This is a genomic window from Bacillus sp. FSL K6-0994, assembly GCF_038630815.1.
Classification (GTDB): Bacteria; Bacillota; Bacilli; order Bacillales; family Bacillaceae; genus Bacillus; species Bacillus safensis.
In genome coordinates, this window is record NZ_CP152043.1 from 2,444,949 (window position 1) to 2,461,938 (window position 16,990).

Annotated in this window: 17 protein-coding genes, 1 tRNA gene, 1 pseudogene and 1 other annotated feature; of the genes and pseudogenes, 4 read left to right on the forward strand and 15 right to left on the reverse strand. The window is 40.7% G+C overall.

All coding sequences use genetic code 11. The features are described from left to right. Window positions 1–16: 16 nt before the first annotated feature. The 5 genes from MHB69_RS12625 to ilvE form a co-directional block, all read right to left on the reverse strand. A complete protein-coding gene (locus tag MHB69_RS12625) occupies window positions 17–1,570 on the reverse strand; it encodes a 2-isopropylmalate synthase (protein WP_034279793.1) in 1,554 nt (517 codons plus the stop codon). Next, window positions 1,557–2,585, reverse strand: a complete 1,029-nt coding sequence (ilvC, locus tag MHB69_RS12630) for a ketol-acid reductoisomerase (RefSeq protein ID WP_024423187.1) — start codon at window positions 2,583–2,585, stop codon at window positions 1,557–1,559. Before ilvC ends, MHB69_RS12625 begins: the two co-directional genes overlap by 14 nt. An 18-nt stretch (window positions 2,586–2,603) precedes the next feature. Then, entirely contained in the window at window positions 2,604–3,122 is a 519-nt protein-coding gene (gene ilvN / locus MHB69_RS12635; RefSeq protein WP_007501584.1) for an acetolactate synthase small subunit, read from the reverse strand. After that, window positions 3,119–4,843, reverse strand: coding sequence for an acetolactate synthase large subunit (gene ilvB, locus MHB69_RS12640; RefSeq protein ID WP_025092480.1), 1,725 nt, complete (start codon window positions 4,841–4,843; stop codon window positions 3,119–3,121). Before ilvB ends, ilvN begins: the two co-directional genes overlap by 4 nt. Window positions 4,844–4,965: 122 nt before the next feature. Continuing rightward, window positions 4,966–5,212: a binding site (T-box leader), on the reverse strand. A gap of 8 nt (window positions 5,213–5,220) precedes the next feature. Further along, window positions 5,221–6,135 carry a branched-chain-amino-acid transaminase gene (gene ilvE / locus MHB69_RS12645; protein WP_120208323.1) on the reverse strand — a complete coding sequence of 305 codons (915 nt, stop codon included), beginning with the start codon at window positions 6,133–6,135 and terminating at the stop codon, window positions 5,221–5,223. A 433-nt stretch (window positions 6,136–6,568) separates the two neighbouring features. Between ilvE and MHB69_RS12650 the strand changes: the two genes are divergently transcribed. Further along, window positions 6,569–7,612 (forward strand): lactonase family protein, encoded by a 1,044-nt coding sequence (locus MHB69_RS12650; RefSeq protein WP_070326429.1) that lies wholly within the window; start codon window positions 6,569–6,571, stop codon window positions 7,610–7,612. Window positions 7,613–7,644: 32 nt separating this feature from the next. Here the strand turns inward: MHB69_RS12650 and MHB69_RS12655 are convergent, their stop codons facing one another. The 7 genes from MHB69_RS12655 to MHB69_RS12685 all read right to left on the reverse strand — a co-directional run bounded on the left by MHB69_RS12655 (window position 7,645) and on the right by MHB69_RS12685 (window position 13,967). After that, a complete protein-coding gene (locus MHB69_RS12655; RefSeq protein ID WP_034279788.1) occupies window positions 7,645–8,064 on the reverse strand; it encodes a YkvA family protein in 420 nt (139 codons plus the stop codon). A 95-nt stretch (window positions 8,065–8,159) separates the two neighbouring features. Then, complete coding sequence (gene dltD / locus MHB69_RS12660) at window positions 8,160–9,326, reverse strand: D-alanyl-lipoteichoic acid biosynthesis protein DltD (protein WP_025092477.1); 1,167 nt, start codon at window positions 9,324–9,326, stop codon at window positions 8,160–8,162. Beyond that, the gene (dltC, locus tag MHB69_RS12665; RefSeq protein WP_024423191.1) at window positions 9,326–9,562 is read right to left on the reverse strand and encodes a D-alanine--poly(phosphoribitol) ligase subunit 2; all 237 of its coding nucleotides are present in this window, start codon (window positions 9,560–9,562) and stop codon (window positions 9,326–9,328) included. Before dltC ends, dltD begins: the two co-directional genes overlap by 1 nt. Before the next feature lie 21 nt (window positions 9,563–9,583). Beyond that, entirely contained in the window at window positions 9,584–10,768 is a 1,185-nt protein-coding gene (dltB, locus tag MHB69_RS12670) for a D-alanyl-lipoteichoic acid biosynthesis protein DltB (RefSeq protein ID WP_342495620.1), read from the reverse strand. Next, entirely contained in the window at window positions 10,765–12,270 is a 1,506-nt protein-coding gene (dltA, locus tag MHB69_RS12675) for a D-alanine--poly(phosphoribitol) ligase subunit DltA (RefSeq protein WP_342495621.1), read from the reverse strand. The genes dltB and dltA overlap by 4 nt, the downstream gene beginning before the upstream one ends. A gap of 14 nt (window positions 12,271–12,284) precedes the next feature. Beyond that, on the reverse strand, window positions 12,285–12,434 hold the full coding sequence (locus tag MHB69_RS12680; RefSeq protein WP_024427820.1) for a teichoic acid D-Ala incorporation-associated protein DltX: 150 nt from the start codon (window positions 12,432–12,434) through the stop codon (window positions 12,285–12,287). A gap of 252 nt (window positions 12,435–12,686) precedes the next feature. After that, entirely contained in the window at window positions 12,687–13,967 is a 1,281-nt protein-coding gene (locus MHB69_RS12685; RefSeq protein ID WP_342495622.1) for a DUF1668 domain-containing protein, read from the reverse strand. A 225-nt stretch (window positions 13,968–14,192) separates the two neighbouring features. On the opposite strand from MHB69_RS12685, the gene MHB69_RS12690 reads away from it, so the two are divergent. The 3 genes and pseudogenes from MHB69_RS12690 to MHB69_RS12700 all read left to right on the forward strand — a co-directional run bounded on the left by MHB69_RS12690 (window position 14,193) and on the right by MHB69_RS12700 (window position 15,322). Beyond that, the gene (locus tag MHB69_RS12690) at window positions 14,193–14,333 is read left to right on the forward strand and encodes a hypothetical protein (RefSeq protein ID WP_080769767.1); all 141 of its coding nucleotides are present in this window, start codon (window positions 14,193–14,195) and stop codon (window positions 14,331–14,333) included. Beyond that, window positions 14,273–14,962, forward strand: a pseudogene (locus tag MHB69_RS12695) (polymorphic toxin type 50 domain-containing protein); the annotation flags it as partial. The gene MHB69_RS12690 and the pseudogene MHB69_RS12695, both read left to right, overlap by 61 nt. 21 nt (window positions 14,963–14,983) lie before the next feature. Beyond that, a complete protein-coding gene (locus MHB69_RS12700) occupies window positions 14,984–15,322 on the forward strand; it encodes a hypothetical protein (protein WP_252049665.1) in 339 nt (112 codons plus the stop codon). Between the two features lie 326 nt (window positions 15,323–15,648). On the opposite strand, the gene MHB69_RS12705 is transcribed toward MHB69_RS12700, so the two are convergent. The 3 genes from MHB69_RS12705 to MHB69_RS12715 form a co-directional block, all read right to left on the reverse strand. Further along, window positions 15,649–15,722, reverse strand: a tRNA-Arg gene (locus MHB69_RS12705). Between the two features lie 120 nt (window positions 15,723–15,842). Then, a complete protein-coding gene (locus tag MHB69_RS12710) occupies window positions 15,843–16,367 on the reverse strand; it encodes a metallophosphoesterase (RefSeq protein ID WP_041115066.1) in 525 nt (174 codons plus the stop codon). Between the two features lie 14 nt (window positions 16,368–16,381). Then, on the reverse strand, window positions 16,382–16,984 hold the full coding sequence (locus MHB69_RS12715; protein ID WP_342495623.1) for an XTP/dITP diphosphatase: 603 nt from the start codon (window positions 16,982–16,984) through the stop codon (window positions 16,382–16,384). Between the last annotated feature and the right edge of the window lie 6 nt (window positions 16,985–16,990).

Below are 16,990 nucleotides of genomic sequence, written 5' to 3' on the forward strand. Positions count from 1 at the left end.
GAACCTTCCTCCTTTCCTATGAAATCGCGTGATGTTTCTCAATTTCAATCAGATTTGATTTGAAGATTAAATGCCTGTTCACTGCATTGACGTAAGCTTTTGCCGATGCTTCAAGTACATCTTGCGCTACACCGCGTCCTGCTGTTTCTTTTCCTTCTATTGAAACAGTGACATATACTTCTGCTAGTGCATCTCTGCCTTTTCCATTTGATTGAATGCGGTAGTCCAGCAAATGAATTCTTTCTTCCATACAGCGCTCAAGCGTGTTGTACACAGCCTCTACACTGCCTGCACCTGTAGCTGCTTCTTGAATGACTTCCTGTGTTTCTTGGTTTTTCAGAGAAACTGTTGCTGTTGGCATTTGTTCTGTTCCATAGTGCACTTGCAGACTTTCAAATTCATAGCCGATTTTTCGGTCTGCTACTTTTTCTTCTAATATAATAGAGATCAAATCATCATCTGTAATTTCTTTCTTCTTCTCTGTCAAGTTCTTGAAAGTCTCAAAGAATTTATTGATTTCGTCTTCCGTTAGTTTAAAGCCTAGTGTTTTCAGACGGTCTTTAAACGCGTGTCTTCCGGAGTGTTTTCCAAGGACAAGCACATCTGTTGTCACACCGACAAGCTCTGGAGAAATAATTTCATAGGTTGTTTTTTCTTTGAGGAAACCATCTTGGTGAATACCTGATTCATGTGCAAAAGCGTTGTTTCCAACGACTGCTTTATTACGCGGCACAATCATTCCTGAGTATTTGCTCACTACATCACTTGTACGCTTAATTTCATTCAATTGAATCGTTGATTCGACCTGGTAAAAGTCTTTTCGAATATGAAGAGCTACTGCAATTTCTTCTAAAGCAGCATTTCCAGCGCGCTCGCCAATTCCGTTGACAGCCGTTTCAATTTGATCTGCTCCATTTTCAATGGCAGCAAGTGAGTTTGCCACAGCCATTCCTAGATCATCGTGACAGTGAGCGGACAAGTTGACGCGGTCGATATTTGGAACGTGTTCCTTCATATATTTAAAGATGTTTCCGTACTCTTTTGGCGCTAGGTATCCAACTGTATCTGGCAAGTTAATGACACTCGCCCCAGCGTCAATCACCTTTTCTACAATTTCTGCCAAGAAAGCAAGATCTGTACGGCACGCATCTTCTGCTGACCATTGGACAACTGGAAAACGTTCTTTCGCATATTTCACCATTGCGACTGCCTGTTCTACGACTTCTTCACGTGTTTTCTTGAGTTTATGCTTCAGGTGAATGTCAGAAGTGGCAATAAAGACATGAAGCCTTGGCTCCACTCCATCTTTTAATGCTTCCCATGCAGCATCAATGTCACCTTTCACACATCGTGCAAGACCAGCTACAGAACAGCTTTTAATCGTTCTTGCTATTTCTTGTACGCCTAAGAAATCCCCTCGGGATGAAGCGGGAAAACCCGCTTCAATGATATTAACCCCAAGGCGCTCAAGCTGCTTTGCAATGATTAGCTTTTCTTGTGCATTTAAGTTCACTCCTGGAGATTGCTCTCCATCTCGAAGTGTTGTGTCAAAAAAATTAATTTTCCGCACCGACGCTCACCGCTTCCTTTTTCTTTCCTTGTTTAACGAAAGGCATCATTTCACGAAGCTTTCTACCAACGATTTCAATTTGGTGCTCATTTTCATTTGCATTGATTGCATTGAAACGCGGACGATTCACTTGGTTTTCAACAATCCATTCTTTTGCAAATGTTCCGTTTTGGATATCAGTCAAAACAGCTTTCATTGATTCTTTTACTTTTGCATCCACAACACGAGGTCCTGATACGAAGTCACCCCATTGTGCTGTATCAGAGATTGAATATCTCATGCCTTCTAATCCTTCTTCATACATAAGGTCAACGATTAATTTCAGTTCATGCAGACACTCGAAGTATGCAAGCTCTGGCTGATAACCAGCTTCTGTTAACGTTTCGAATCCTGCTTTTACTAGTGAAGTAAGACCTCCACAAAGAACTGCCTGCTCACCGAATAGATCCGTTTCTGTTTCTTCTTTAAATGTTGTTTCAAGAACGCCCGCTCTTGCTCCGCCGATCGCTTTTGCATAAGCAAGTGCTTTGTCTTTCGCTTGGCCAGATACATCTTGATAGATAGCAAATAGGGCAGGTACACCAGCGCCTTGCTCATATGTTCTTCTCACAAGATGTCCTGGACCTTTTGGAGCTACAAGATACACGTCTACGTCACTTGGAGGAACAATTTGATGGAAGTGAACGTTGAATCCGTGTGCGAATACAAGTGAGTTGCCAGCTTCTAATTGATCTTTGATTTCTTCATCATATACTTTCTTTTGCTGCTCATCTGGAAGTAGTACCATGACTACGTCTGCTTGTGCTGCTGCTTCTTTTACTGTGAACACTTGATGGCCGTCTTCTTGTGCTTTTGTATAAGATCCGCCTTTTCTCACGCCGACAATAACATCTACGCCACTTTCTTTTAAGTTCAACGCATGTGCATGACCTTGTGAACCGTAACCAATGATTGCTACCTTTTGACCATTTAATACGTTTTCTTGAATATCACCGTTATAATATACTTTTACCATTTGACTCTCTCCTTTTGTTTAGACAATTGAAATTGTTTTATTTGTTTGCGGCTTTTGCTGATTATCTCTCGCAAAGGCCGTGGTGCCAGTTCTGGCGACTTCTTTAATGCCGTATGGCTTAAGTAATTCAATGAGTGCTTCAATTTTTGAAGACTCACCTGTCACCTGAATGACGACACTCTCTCTGCTTACATCTACAATAGAAGCTCTAAAAGGTTCAATGACCCCTGTGATCTCCATTCTTGATGCTGGTGCAGATACGACTTTTATCAAAGCCAGCTCTCGCTGAACGATTGATTGGTTTGTAATGTCTGTTACTTTCAGAACATCGATTTGTTTGTTCAGCTGTTTTGTCAGCTGTTCGATGTCTTTCTCCTGGTCTACATGGACGACGAACGTGATGCGTGATACATCTTGAATCTCAGAATGGCCGACCGTAATGCTTTCAATGTTGTAGTGTCTTTTAGTAAAGAGGCCTGTGATTCTGTTCAGTACGCCTGATCGATTTAATACAGTCAACACAATAATTCTTTTCAAGGTTTCACCCCCACCATCTCATGAAGTCCTTTCCCCGGTGCTACCATCGGGAATACTTTTTCATCTCTCGCTACATTGACATCGATGAAAACAGGCTCTCTAGAGGTTAAGGCTTCTTCAAGCTTTTCTTTCGCCTCTTCGTCTGATGAGATTCTGATTCCTTTAATGCCATAAGCTTCAGATAATTTGACGAAGTCTGGCTGCTCTGAAAATTTAGAATGTGAGTAGCGTTCTTCGTAGAAAATTTCTTGCCATTGTCTTACCATTCCAAGGCTGTGATTATTGAGTACAATCACTTTGACTGGAAGGTTCAGCTCACGGATAACGGCAAGTTCTTGCAGGGTCATTTGGAAACCTCCGTCTCCTAAAATTGCCACAACAGTTGCCTCTTGATCAGCCAGCTGAGCGCCGATGGCTGCTGGTAATCCGAAGCCCATTGTGCCAAGACCTCCAGATGTGACCCACTTATCTGCATTTTCAAATGGATAGAACTGCGCCGCCCACATTTGATGCTGTCCGACATCAGTTGCGACAATGGCTTCACCTTTTGTGAATTGATGAATGTATTCAATCAGCTTTTGAGGCTTAAAGCCTTCTGCTTCGTTTTCAACGTACCAGAGTGGATATTCTTCCTTCCACTGATCTAATTGATTTTTCCATTCGTCTGATTCCCCTTGCTTCCCGTCCTGCTTGATCAGCTCTTCAAGAACGAGCTTACTGTCTCCAACAACCGGGATATGGGTATGAATGTTCTTGCCGATTTCCGCTGGGTCGATGTCAATATGAGCCACCTTCGCATGTTTCGCAAAATGATTAAGGTTGCCTGTTACCCTGTCATCAAATCTTGCTCCGATTGAAATGAGCAGGTCACATTGATGAAGAGCCATGTTCGCTGCATATGTGCCATGCATACCAGCCATCCCTAGGAAAAGAGGATGCTTTGCCGGGAATCCGCCAAGTCCAAGCAATGTATGAGCGACTGGGATTTGCTGCTGCTCTACATACTGTCTTAATTCTTCAGATGCTTTGCCATGAAGTACGCCGGCTCCTGCTAGAATGACTGGTTTCTTCGCTCTGCTGACAGCTTCTACTAATTTGCGAATTTGCAAATAGTTTGGCTCTACTTTTGGCTGATAACCAGGTAAATCAATTGGCTGATCATATTCAAACGTTCCTTCAATGCCTGCGACATCTTTTGGAATATCAATCAAGACTGGACCAGGTCTGCCTGTTGTTGCGATATGGAACGCCTCTTTAATGACACCCGGTAATTCCTCTGGATTTCTTACCTGATAGCTGTGCTTTGTAATTGGCATTGTGATGCCGAGTACATCAGCTTCTTGGAAAGCATCCGATCCAATGACTGACGTTGCCACCTGCCCTGTGAATACAACAAGGGGAAGTGAATCAATCATCGCATCTGCAATTCCTGTCACAAGATTTGTCGCTCCCGGCCCTGATGTGGCAATGACAACACCCGGTTTACCAGATACTCTTGCATATCCTTCTGCTGCGTGAATCGCTCCCTGCTCATGTCTTGGCAGGACATGAAATAAACCAGAATCGTAAATTTTATCGTAGATTGGCAAAACCGCTCCGCCCGGATAGCCGAAAATGACTTCTACTTTTTCTCTTTTAAGTGCTTCAATTAACATGAGTGCACCGTTCATCGTTTGTGGCGCTTTTGATTTTTCCGTCTCCATTTGTACATTTGTCCCCATTTGATTTCCTCCTCTTTGTCTTGCTTCAGTCAAGTCCTTTCACCCTTTTCTATTCAAGATAGAGATATGAGACCATATAAAAAAGCCTTCTCACCCCACAATGACACTACTTTTCACTAGGTCAAAGGGGCGAAAAAGCTTTGTTTTTCGCGGTACCACCCTTGTTCACGGCAAACCCTGCTGCCGTCTCATGGACATCTTTCGTCCATTTTGGTAACGAGTGAGCAATGTCACTCGGTCTGCCCTACTATCATTTCAAGCAGACACTCAGAGGTGAGTTCACTTTAGAAAGTAACACCGGTTTCCAGCTAGCACCGGCTCTCTGTAGATACTGACTCTAAAGCTACTAGTCCTCTTCAACGTTTATCGATATCTATTTAGCTTGCATGAATGTTTTCATCTGCAAAAACGACTTTTTCTCCTTCTTCAACTACTCGCTTGCGGAATTGTTCAAGAAGTTTGTTTGTGTGGAACCCAGGTTTCCCTTCACCGATTGTACGGCCGTCAACTTTTACAACGGCGATGACTTCGGCTGCGGTTCCTGTTAGAAATACTTCTTCAGCTGTATACACATCATGTCTTGTGAATGGTTCTTCTTTCACTTCGTAGCCTAAGTCTTCTGCAATCTCCATGAGGGCATTTCTTGTGATGCCTTCAAGTGCGCCGATATAACCTGGCGGTGTATAAAGCTTGCCTTTTTTATAAATAAACACGTTGTCTGCAGAACCTTCCGCCACGTACCCTTGATCGTTCAGCATCAATGCTTCACTCACACCGGCCATATGGGCTTCGATTCGGACAAGAATGTTATTCAAATAATTTAATGATTTCACTTTTGGGCTAAGGACATCTGGACGATTTCGTCTTGTTGGAACCGTCACAATATCAATACCCGTTTCATATAGGTGCTTTGGAAAAATGGCCAGCGGCTCTACAATGATCACTGTGTTGGCTCTCCCGCAGTTGTTAGGGTCTAAACCAAGATCACCCGCTCCTCTTGAGACGACAAGGCGGATATAGGCATCCTTTAGGCCGTTCCTTTCAACTGTATGAATCATTTTCTCCGTGAGTTCCTCAAGTGAATATGGAATGTTCAGCATAATGGATCTGGCGGAATCATACAGGCGGTCTAAATGTTCTTTCATTCGAAAGATATTTCCGTTATATACGCGAATCCCTTCGAACACACCGTCGCCATATAAGAAGCCATGATCGTAAACTGAAATTTTCGCATCCTCTTTTTTCACGAGTTCATCGTTTAAAAAGATCCACTGTTCCTTTTGGTCTTCCATTTTCAGTGAGCACCCTCTCTTTCAAACAAAAAGTAGTTGAATTTTCAGACACTTTATATTGAAGTGTCTCTCGCTTGCACTGCGTGTTTGTTTAGCTTTTGTTGAACCCATCTTACGCCGCTTTCCATACAGTGTCAACAGCATTTTTAAAATTATTAGACAATTTAGACTAATCAAAATTAAATGTATACGCTTACACCTTTGCTAGACAAGGAATGAAAAAACTTAAAATTTTTTGTATTTTTTCTTCAATTTATTTACTTTACATGAACGCTTTTCTTTTGAGAAAACTTTTGTGATATTTTTTCACATGATTTTTGATGAATATTGTGAGATTTCAATGACTTCGTTTTTTCTTTTGACATGCCTTTCTAAAGCGTTTTCCTATGAATTTATGATAGAATGAGAGCATCTAATAGAAGGAGGGCAATACATGGCTAACATCAGAGGTTATATTGGTACGTATACAAAGGCAGACAGTAAAGGTGTTTATACGTTTACATTAAATACGGACAAGCAGCAGATTGAGCAAGTAGAAGTCGCTGCTGAACTTGAAAATCCTACATATTTAACCGTGTCAGAGGATCAAAAGTTTGTTTATGCTGTTGTGAAAAAGGGCTCACAGGGCGGCCTTGCTGCGTATCAAATTGATTCAACAACAGGCAGACTTCACTTCATCAACCAAGAGCTTGCCGATGGAGCTTCTCCTTGCCACGTCAGCGTGGACAGTCAAACGAAAACGGCGTATACAGCGAATTATCATAAAGGGACAGCAGAGATGTATGAAATCGATGCTGAAACTGGCTCAGTGATCCGCACGCTCTCACAGGCGCAGCATGAAGGAACTGGCCCTAACGAAGATCGTCAGGAAAAACCGCACACTCACTTTATGGGTCTCACGCCAGATGAACAATTTGCAGTAGCTGTTGACCTTGGAACAGATGGAATTTATACGTATAAGAAAGAAGACGGCAAACTTGAGCTTGCTCATACATTTGAAACAAAGCCTGGCAGCGGACCTCGTCATATCACATTCCACCCAACGAAACCTGTGGCATATGTAATGACAGAGCTAAGCTCCGAGGTCATTGTGCTTCGTTACTTTGAAGATGGTCATTTTGAAGAGATCCAAACAATCGCGACCATTCCAAGCGATTTTACAGAGAACAATCAAGGCAGTGCCATTCATGTCTCTTCAGACGGACAATTTGTTTATGCAGGAAATCGCGGTCATGATAGCATTGCGATTTTTAAAGCAGATGATGACGGCCAATTAAGCCTAGTCGAGATTGCTTCTTCTGAAGGAAACTGGCCTAGAGATTTTGTGCTTGATCCAACAGAAGAATTCCTCGTCGGTTCAAACCAAGAATCTAGCAATCTTGTGTTATACAAACGCGACAAAGAAACAGGACGTCTCACTGTCTTACAATCAGACATTACCGTCCCTCATCCAGTTTGCGTGAAATTTTTAGGGTAAAGAAAAAAGCCTCCAATAACGGAGGCTTTTCTTTATGCAGACGGCATACCGCCATCCTCAAGCTTTTGATCAATCAGAGACGTATCCGTTTTTTCACCGAACCATTTTGACAGCCTGTCTTTTGCTTTCCCTTTCACATCATCATCAATGTACATTGCTACTTGAAGCAGAGCAAATGTGATGGCTCCTAAATCATCTGTGTAGCCGACGCCAATCAATGTATCCGGAATGAGATCAAGTGGAAGGATAAAATAGCCGAGTGCTCCAATAATCAAGGTCTTTGCTTTGACCGGCACTTCGGGTTTTTGCAATGTATAGTAAAGTAATAGCACAGCATAGACAAGAGAGACACCTGCTTTTTGTGCCGTCTTTTTTAACTTTTCCCAAAAGGCATGATCATTAAAATGCTTCTTTGAACGCTTTAATAGTTCTTTTTTCTCAGAACGATTCATCATATCGCCTCCATCTACAGCATAGCCCTTTTCCCTCAGTTATACAAGATATCCGCTGATTCGACAAACAAAAAGCAGCAGAAAGCTGCTGCATTCTACTGCTCTTTGTAAAACTTTTCAATTGCCTTATCGATGTACACCCATCCTTTATAAGACACATGAATCGTATCTTTAAAGAAATATGGATCGTACTCATGCTTAGTCAAATCCGCGACTTCATACCCATTATCTCGAATTTGACGATTGATTTTTTCATAATAACCTGTACGGCCTTCTTTCGGAAAACCGGTGTAATCATACCACTTTCCGTTGACAGGAATCGTCACAAACAAAGGCTTCGCCCCTGCCTGTTTTAAAATATCCAGCATGATTTGAAAATCTTTGTATTCTGGTGATTCGGCATAAGAATGACCTTCACGGGAATCCTTCATCTTTTTCATAATCGGTTTCAGCTTGTGGTCAAACAGTTTTTGGTTAATATAAAACGGGTTGTCCCCTGCTCTTTTCGCACCAAAAATGCTCGCTTCTTTTTCAAGCTCAGCCCATGTTTTTCCTTTGACTGAAGGAGACGGTTGAAGCTTGCGCTCATGCCCCGATCCAATCGTATAGTACATGTCTTTCTTTTGAAGCATACCATAATACATTTTCGCAATAGGAGAAATCGCGCCATAAGCGAACTTGTTCCCAGATAGCTCTGCTTTAAAAAGCTCTGTAATCACCATGTCGTTTTTGACTGCTTTAAACTTCATGATTCTTTTAATCAGTTCTTTTTTCACAGTTGGATCAATTTCTTTATTATAGGCGAGATTCAGCGCTTGAAGCGCTGAATAGTTAGGTGCAAAGTGATTCTCGTCAGATCCCCATTTCACAAACCACTGCGGAGACACGATAAATACAAGCTTCTTCCCTTTTAATTCATCCATATGCGCTGCGAAGTTCATCGCATGAATTAATGATTGCGATCCACCTTTTCCAATAAGATAAGGTGTAAACCCTTGAGGATTCTCATGAAAGAAATTCGAAGGGTGATATGGATCAAAACGTGATAGTTCAGAAGATCCATAGATCGGCAAATAAGTTGGATCTTTTAGCATTTCATCTTGTAAATAGAGCCCTTGAAACATCCCTGGATCTAATTCTGTGGCTGACTTTTGTAATTTGTCTTTTGGGATCAGGTGTGAAAGCCATGCATTTGGTACAAGAAGAACACCAATGAATAGAACAGCCGCTAAAATAAGCGGCCCAAAAAAACGCTTTTTCATTACTTCATCTCTGCCAGCTGCTCAGCAATATGATTCGGCGTATCCCACACATCACGATCGAATTCTGTAATCGGAACAGTGATTCCGAGTTGACTTTCAATTGCCATAAGCAGTTCTACTGTACCAAATGAATCAAGAAGACCTTCTTCAAAAATCGCAATCTCTGGATTTTCTTTCACAACGTCATCCTGACAAACCTCTGCAATAATACCGTATACTTGATTTTTAAATTCCATAATTTTCTACTCCCTTAATCATTAATGATGAAATGGTTTTCCTGAAAAAATATAAAATCCGAAACAAATCACATGGAATGTAATAATGATCGACACAACCATTGTGACCTTATTATCCGGCCACCACTTGTGCTTTTTATTCCATTTCTCAAATAAATTGTAACCGGACATGACAACTGCATGATATAGTCCGTAAATAATATATTGAAGGGCAAGACCATGCCAAGCACCCATCAATAGAAAAAGGACAAAGTACCCAATATTTGATACAGCCATTCGGTTCTTGATCCACTTCTTTTTAGTCATAAAGAACACAAATCTCATAAACACGTAGTCTCTGAACCAGAAGGACAGGGACATGTGCCAGCGATTCCAGAAGTCTTTAATGTTTCGGCTGATAAACGGTTTATTAAAGTTCTCTGGTGATTTAATCCCCATAATATAACTCACACCTACAGCAAATGCTGTATATCCAGCAAAGTCAAAGAACAAATACATGCTGTAAGCATACATATATGTTAACTGCTGAACAAAGTGACTGCTGCTAATGTGATGGATATTCATCAGAATATATGTGTGAATCAGATAGCCAATAATGAACTTATATAAGAAGCCAATAAAAATTTTATGAATACCGGCATATAGAAGATCACTGTATGCTTCTTTTTCAGGCGGCGTATCCATATCCTTTTCAAATCGGCGGTAACGGTCAATCGGACCTGATGAAATCGTCGGGAAAAAGACAATGAAATAGACCAAACGGTGAATCGGGATTTTCTTCTTAATCAAGCCGTCTCTTGTTTCAATAATTAACTGAACACCTTTAAATGTTAAGTACGAGATCCCCAAAAAGCTCAGCCAGTTCATTGGCGGCGGCTGGTGCGGCTGATGAGTTAAAAAGAATGGTAAAATCTTAGACAGCACAAGCGGCAAAATAGATGCCACCACTGCTGCATAGAAAACAGATGCCTGATTCGCCTTTAACCGATATGCAAGGTACAGGCGGATGATGAAGACTTGCCACACCGTGAACAAGAAGAGCAGCAGCGCGCTATGGGCATCCTTTGAGAAAATAAGTGCCAGCGCCACCACCGTTGCAAACATGTTGTAGCCCTGCATTCTTTTGCCGCGAAGACCAAGAATGATCGTCGGCAAAAGAAGAATACCAATTAGAATGAAGAAAAAGAATGAACTAAACGGAATCATAGAAGAACCTCTTTCGCGATTCTCTTACGGTCAACCTTCCCGTTTGGCGTCATGTACAGCTGCTCAAGATACACAAATTTTCTTGGAATCATGTACGCTGGCAGTGAATCCGCCATTTCCTTCTTAATCGCACTTGTCAGCTGATACTCTTTTTCAAATGAATGAGCTGCTGGAACAATCGCTGCAATCAAGTACTCGACATGACCGTTTGGCTGGAATGGCACAATCACACAAGCATTGACATAGGTTGTCTCGCTCACATGATATTCAATTTCTTCAAGCTCCATCCGATATCCATGAAGCTTAATTTGATAGTCGAGACGGCCATGGCACGTAATTAATCCATCCTGCGCCACACCTGCGTCACCTGTACGGTAAGCAGGGCGTCCCTCGTATTCAAAGAACACTTTATCCGTTAAGGCTTGTTCACCTAAGTAGCCTCTCGTGACGCTTGGGCCCACGATGACAATTTCCCCTTTTTCACCATCAGGAAGTGTCTTGCCTTCTTCATCTAAAATGACGATGTCTGTATCAGGTTTGGCATAGCCGACTGGTAAAGAATCGTGCTGATCAAGAATCTCCTCTGTGACTTCAATCGATGTGATCGCAACAGTTGCTTCAGTCGGACCATACGTATTAAAGACCTGCGCCTTTGGAAAACGCTCCAGAAGTGCACTTGCTACAGCTACAGGAAGCGCCTCACCGCAGAACAAGAAAACTTTTAGCTGAGGTAAAAGCTCCCCTGTAAAGGAAGGGTCCATTAAGCACATTTGCACAAAAGAAGGTGTGGATGTCCACACTTCAACGTCAGATTGACCAAGTGCTGCAAACATATCCTTTGGCTTATTGACGAGATCTTTTACTAAACAGTAAAGCGTGCCGCCTGATTGAAGCGCTGGATAAAGATCCATCACTGATAAGTCAAAAGAAAATGGTGCTTGATTTAAGAATGTGCGTCCCTCACCAATTGGGAAGTCACGGCACATCCAATCTGTAAAGCTTTCTAAATTATTGGCCGTTACCTGAACGCCCTTCGGTTTTCCTGTACTGCCAGAGGTATAAATAATGTAGAAAACATCATCTTGTTGAACCCACTGCGTGGATGGCGGTGCTTCTTTTTCAAGTGCTAAAAGCGATGCCGCACTCTTCACTTCAATGTGCTCTTCTACATCTAATACATTCTGCTCATTTGCACAAATCAATAGACTGGCTTTTGAGCTTTCAATAATTGAGACGATACGCTCGACAGGTATTGAGATATCGACCGGAATATACGGTCTGCCTGATTTCACACTGCCTAAGAAAGAAATCAGCATCTCTGGCTCCATATGACCGTATACAATGACAGGTGCACTGCCAGCTGCGACTGCATCAATCGCACCAGCCATTTGGTCTGATAAATGCCAAAGCTCATCATATGTGATCGACGCATGTTGAGAAACAAATGCTGGCTGTGTTGGTTTTGTTTGCTGGTATTCATGAATCGTTTGTAATAGTTTCATAATTTAATCTCCAATTAAAAATCGTTGTAAATGAATGATCCCGTATTTGCTGTATGGAATCCGTAAATAAAGAACAATAATAGCAAAATAAGTAAGTAAAAGCTTGTATATCCTATCCATTTTACAGACTTATTTTCTGATAGCTTTTTGAATAGCATATTGATAACCTCTTTTCTTTTGACACTTATAGAGACGCATGACTCATTCAAAGAGTTTCATATCAAACGATAAAATTTTTAAGAAATGCTAAAAAAATGTCGAACCTTGGAACGTCTCTTTTGAGCAAAGCTGTCTTATTGTAACAAAGATTTAATGTATTTGAAATGAAATTCGATCTTAAATTTGCCTTAAAATTGCTGAAAGCTGTCGAACTAACGCAAAAGCCATCTAGTTGGACTAGATGGCTTTGATTTCAATTACTTCTTATATTTATTGACTTCGAACATGAGAATGTTTTTGAACACCACATAATCCTTTTTACTTTCAAAAGGACCTTTGTTGTTGTCATGCTCATCAATTTCATAAAAACCTGGTCCTTCTCCGGCATCACGTTTTTTGTACCAGGATAGGAAAGCGTTGACTTCTTTCATGGAAAGGTCATACTCTTTCTGTAAGCCATTGACCATTGTGATGATGAGAAGGGCATCACCGTCTTCATTTGTTGCATCGTCTTTAGGCGGTGTGGTTGGTTCTTGGTCTTTGTCGCCTGGATTTGTAGAATCGTCTTTTGGTGGTGTTGTCGGTTCTGGATCTTTGTCACCGGGTGTTTCAGTGTTGTTTGGAAATTGCAAGTCTTTTAAAGATAAAGAGATGACGGATTTGTAGTTTTGATCTGCAATCTCTGTATAATTCGCATTATAATCTCTACCACCTATAAGGTATAATGTATCATCAATAACTACTGCTGAAGCTCCTATACGCATATTATGATAAGGTACTTCTATTCTGACTAATCCTTCTTGTTCAGTATCATACACAAATAAATCTCTTGGTGAAGCAGCAGGAAATACCATGTTATTTTTATAAGTAACACCACTTAGATACCCTTTAACAAATCCTTTTTTCTTGACAGACCAGGCTTCCTTTGATGCATTATATTCAAAAACTTCACCCTTATCATTTTTCCCAAATATATAAAATTTATCGTCTAGTACTAGGCCAATTGCACCTTCATTTTTAACATTTAGAGGAGCTTCCTCTTTCCATGTTTGACTGGTTAGATCATAACTAAAAAATTCTTTACCGCCTAGTACATAAATTTTATTTCCAATAACACCCGCTTGAACGTTATAAGAGCCTTTTGATTTGCTAATAAAGGGAATATCAGGTAGTTTTTCCCATTCATCTTTTTTTGTATCATACACCTCGAACTTATTATAAGTAAAACCCGTATGTTTTCCAGCAAGGACATATATTTTTGAACCTACTACTACTGATGCTGCTCCCCCTCTTCCAGTTGGTATATTATTTTTTTTAGTCCATTTATTTATAGATGGATCATATTCTAACGTTTCTTTGTCCGCATTAAACCCACCAATTACATAAATTTTCCCATCTACAGCATTAGCTACAGCTCCCACTCTTGCTGTTGGCAAATCAGCTAATTGATTCCATTCATCCTTAGCCGCATGTACCATTTGAATTGACTGCGTGAATGAAAAGATTACTAGTAACATCATGACGATCCATTTTTTCAAAAATAACACTCCCTTTTCATTATCTTACTTCTTCATTATCGGAGTGTTTTTAAATTTTTATAGAATAATTGATCTTTTTAAGGAGAAATTAATAGTAAAAAAGCATTAGAAAGGGCCTTACTAAAGAGAGCCTCTTAAAATAGCAAGTTCAATCAGAAACTGCCTGAGACTATAATCAGAGAACAATTTTAAAAAACCCATGGCTTTGCGATAAAAGATTTTTATATGGAGTGTCACATTCCCTTTTTGCAATTCTTTCAGATTGTCATTGAAGAGTACAGCAGTGCGCTAAAAAAGACAAAACAGTTGAAGTTATTCGAGATGGAATGCTATATCGGTTACGAATATCGGATCAAAACAAAGTGAATATTGAAAGCATCACAAAGATTTCTGACTTGAAAACGGGTGAACAAACCTCAAACATCTTAAATACAGCGGTTGAATTTACAGGAATAAATGATGCCATTCGAGTCATCACAGGGAGAGACCCTGTCACAGGTGACAAAGTCACTGACATGGACCGTCTAGTATCAAGCTTGTACATGATACCAGGAGCTAAAATCGCTAAAGTTGGAAAATACGCATTTAAAATAATGAAAGGAGATAAAGCAGCCAAGAAGATTGTCAAAACACCTTCCTTCGGCAAACATTCCGTACCAAAAGGTCCGTATCGTGAAGTAAATGGTTTCCCGGCAAAAGTAAAACCAGGTGCTCAAGAGAAACATATTCCTGATGCACCTAACTATAAACAGGAGATAGCTAATGGTAAAACAAAGAGTATCTTCTTTGGAGATAATAAAAAAGCACAAAAATTGCTTGATAAACATGCAGGTACTGGTGATATGTTAAAAACAAAAAATAAAGAAAGAGTGGATTTTGGTCAAGTCATAGGAAAGCATTACAATACAGAGACCAATAAGTATGAAGAGACTACAAGGGGCATTATACATTATAGTAAAAACGGCGCTCACATCGTGCCTTCACAACCATCCTAAATATGAGAAAAGAGGATTGACATGGAACCTGATTCTTTATTTAAAACATTATCAAAATACAAAAATAGAGACCTTAAATTGGAATATGAAAATGGATTAAGGCTAATCGGGAGAACTGATACATTTTTTGAAACTGATAACGGTCTAGAAGATGATGACATCAATTATAAAGAATATTACGCTACAGTCTTTCAAGTAAATAAGATTTTATCTCCTCCCCTTAATCATGAAAAAGACAGTTTATATACTTGGTTAATTGAGGGAAACACTTTGTTTGAGATTTCTCTTTATGAAGATACACCAAGTGCAGTTTATATAGCAGATGGCCCAAAAATATGGGAATTGGACAGTGATGAATAACTAAGAAAAGCCCCTTCAAATTAGAAGGGCTTTTCATTTGTTTCTGTTTTAAATATATCTAGTCGCTAACCTTCAAATATAATTCTATTTTTCAATTTATACATTTTTGATTTTGATCCATTTACGTTCATAGTCATTGAAGAAGCTGATCAGAAATCAGTCACCCATTTTGATAGCTTCTTTGATACAAAAACAGAGAACAGAAATACCTAAAAATAAATCCGCTCCCAAAACCCTATTTTGAAGTGAGTTACGAACTTAAGTTCTAAAAAACAAAAAAGCCTGAAATCCTTGATAATAAAGGGTTTCAGGCTTTTAATTTAGTACGTCCCAGGAGAGATTCGAACTCCCGACCGACGGCTTAGAAGGCCGTTGCTCTATCCTGCTGAGCTACTGGGACATGTTGTTATGTAGTGTGCTTTGGTGTATTACCTCAGCGACAAGATTTATTATATTACTATTGTTCTTTAAAGTCAACGGTTTTTCGAAAGTTTTTTCATAAGGGGCAAATGCTGCACCCTTATGAAATACCTTCCAATGTGACAGTGTTTTCGAGGTCTTGTATTGCAAGACCTTCGTCCGTGAAAAACTGTACGTTTGCTTCGCTTCCATCTAGTGTCAGTATAGCATAGCTGCGCTCTTTTCGCACTCTTGGCAAGTGCACGCTGCCTGGGTTAATGAGCAGTTTTCCTCTGAGCAGTTCACTGCCTGGGATGTGCGAGTGGCCAAAGCAGATAATGTCTGCGCCCAGCTCTTCTGCACGGTAGTAGACTTGAAGTAAGGATTGTTTGATGCCATGCAGATGTCCGTGAGTGAGAAATAGTTTTCCGCCTCCATCAAGTGGGAGCAGGAGCTCTTCTTCAAAATCGCCCATAAAGTCACAATTTCCTTTGACGACTTTGTATCCTTCGAGTGCTGGGTGGTTCGTTTCGAGTTCTGAATCTCCGCAGTGAATCATCATGTCAACTTCAGCCGCATGCCGTTTGGCAATGGTTTGAAGTTCGTCTGTGAGTCCATGACTGTCACTAATGATGAGTATCTTCATGGCTTCATTCCCCCTTATTCATTTGCGTCTAGCAGTGATGAAAGCTTTTGAAGCGCGACCGCTCGATGGCTGATCTTGTTTTTCTCCTCTGGTGTTAACTCGGCCATCGTCTGGTCTTTGTCTTTAACGATGAAAATTGGGTCGTATCCGAAGCCATGTTCGCCGATAGGTTTTTCAGCGATGAAGCCTTCTACTGATCCTTCTACCGTCTTTGTTTCTTTTCCCGGTATGCTGACAGCAAGGGCACATCTGAATCTGGCTGTGCGGTCTTCTTTTTCAATGCCTTGAAGTTCGCTCAGCACTTTTTCCACATTCTTCGCATCGTCTTTATGCTCACCTGCGTATCTCGCTGAATACACGCCAGGTTTTCCGCCCAGATAATCAATCGACAGACCGGAATCGTCTGCAATGACCATTTCACCTGCTTTGGCTTGAATGGCCTCCGCTTTGATGATGGCATTTTCTTCGAAGGTTTGTCCTGTTTCTTCAATTTCTTCAGTAAAGCCAATGTCTGCTAGTGTTTTGACCGTGAATCCTTTTGGCTCAAGAATGGCTTTGAATTCTTTCGCTTTGCCCGCATTGTGCGTTGCAATGATGGCTGTTTTCATCCTGATCAAACCCTT

Bases quoted from the DNA above. Each gene is read 5' to 3' on its own strand.
- dltA (WP_342495621.1), bottom strand. From the start codon at position 12,270: ATGAAACTATTACAAACGATTCATGAATACCAGCAAACAAAACCAACA.
- MHB69_RS12650 (WP_070326429.1), top strand. From the start codon at position 6,569: ATGGCTAACATCAGAGGTTATATTGGTACGTATACAAAGGCAGACAGT.
- MHB69_RS12655 (WP_034279788.1), bottom strand. From the start codon at position 8,064: ATGAATCGTTCTGAGAAAAAAGAACTATTAAAGCGTTCAAAGAAGCAT.
- ilvE (WP_120208323.1), bottom strand. From the start codon at position 6,135: ATGGAAGACCAAAAGGAACAGTGGATCTTTTTAAACGATGAACTCGTG.
- MHB69_RS12710 (WP_041115066.1), bottom strand. From the start codon at position 16,367: ATGAAGATACTCATCATTAGTGACAGTCATGGACTCACAGACGAACTT.
- ilvB (WP_025092480.1), bottom strand. From the start codon at position 4,843: ATGGGGACAAATGTACAAATGGAGACGGAAAAATCAAAAGCGCCACAA.
- MHB69_RS12700 (WP_252049665.1), top strand. From the start codon at position 14,984: ATGGAACCTGATTCTTTATTTAAAACATTATCAAAATACAAAAATAGA.
- ilvC (WP_024423187.1), bottom strand. From the start codon at position 2,585: ATGGTAAAAGTATATTATAACGGTGATATTCAAGAAAACGTATTAAAT.
- MHB69_RS12690 (WP_080769767.1), top strand. From the start codon at position 14,193: ATGGAGTGTCACATTCCCTTTTTGCAATTCTTTCAGATTGTCATTGAA.
- dltC (WP_024423191.1), bottom strand. From the start codon at position 9,562: ATGGAATTTAAAAATCAAGTATACGGTATTATTGCAGAGGTTTGTCAG.
- dltD (WP_025092477.1), bottom strand. From the start codon at position 9,326: ATGAAAAAGCGTTTTTTTGGGCCGCTTATTTTAGCGGCTGTTCTATTC.
- dltB (WP_342495620.1), bottom strand. From the start codon at position 10,768: ATGATTCCGTTTAGTTCATTCTTTTTCTTCATTCTAATTGGTATTCTT.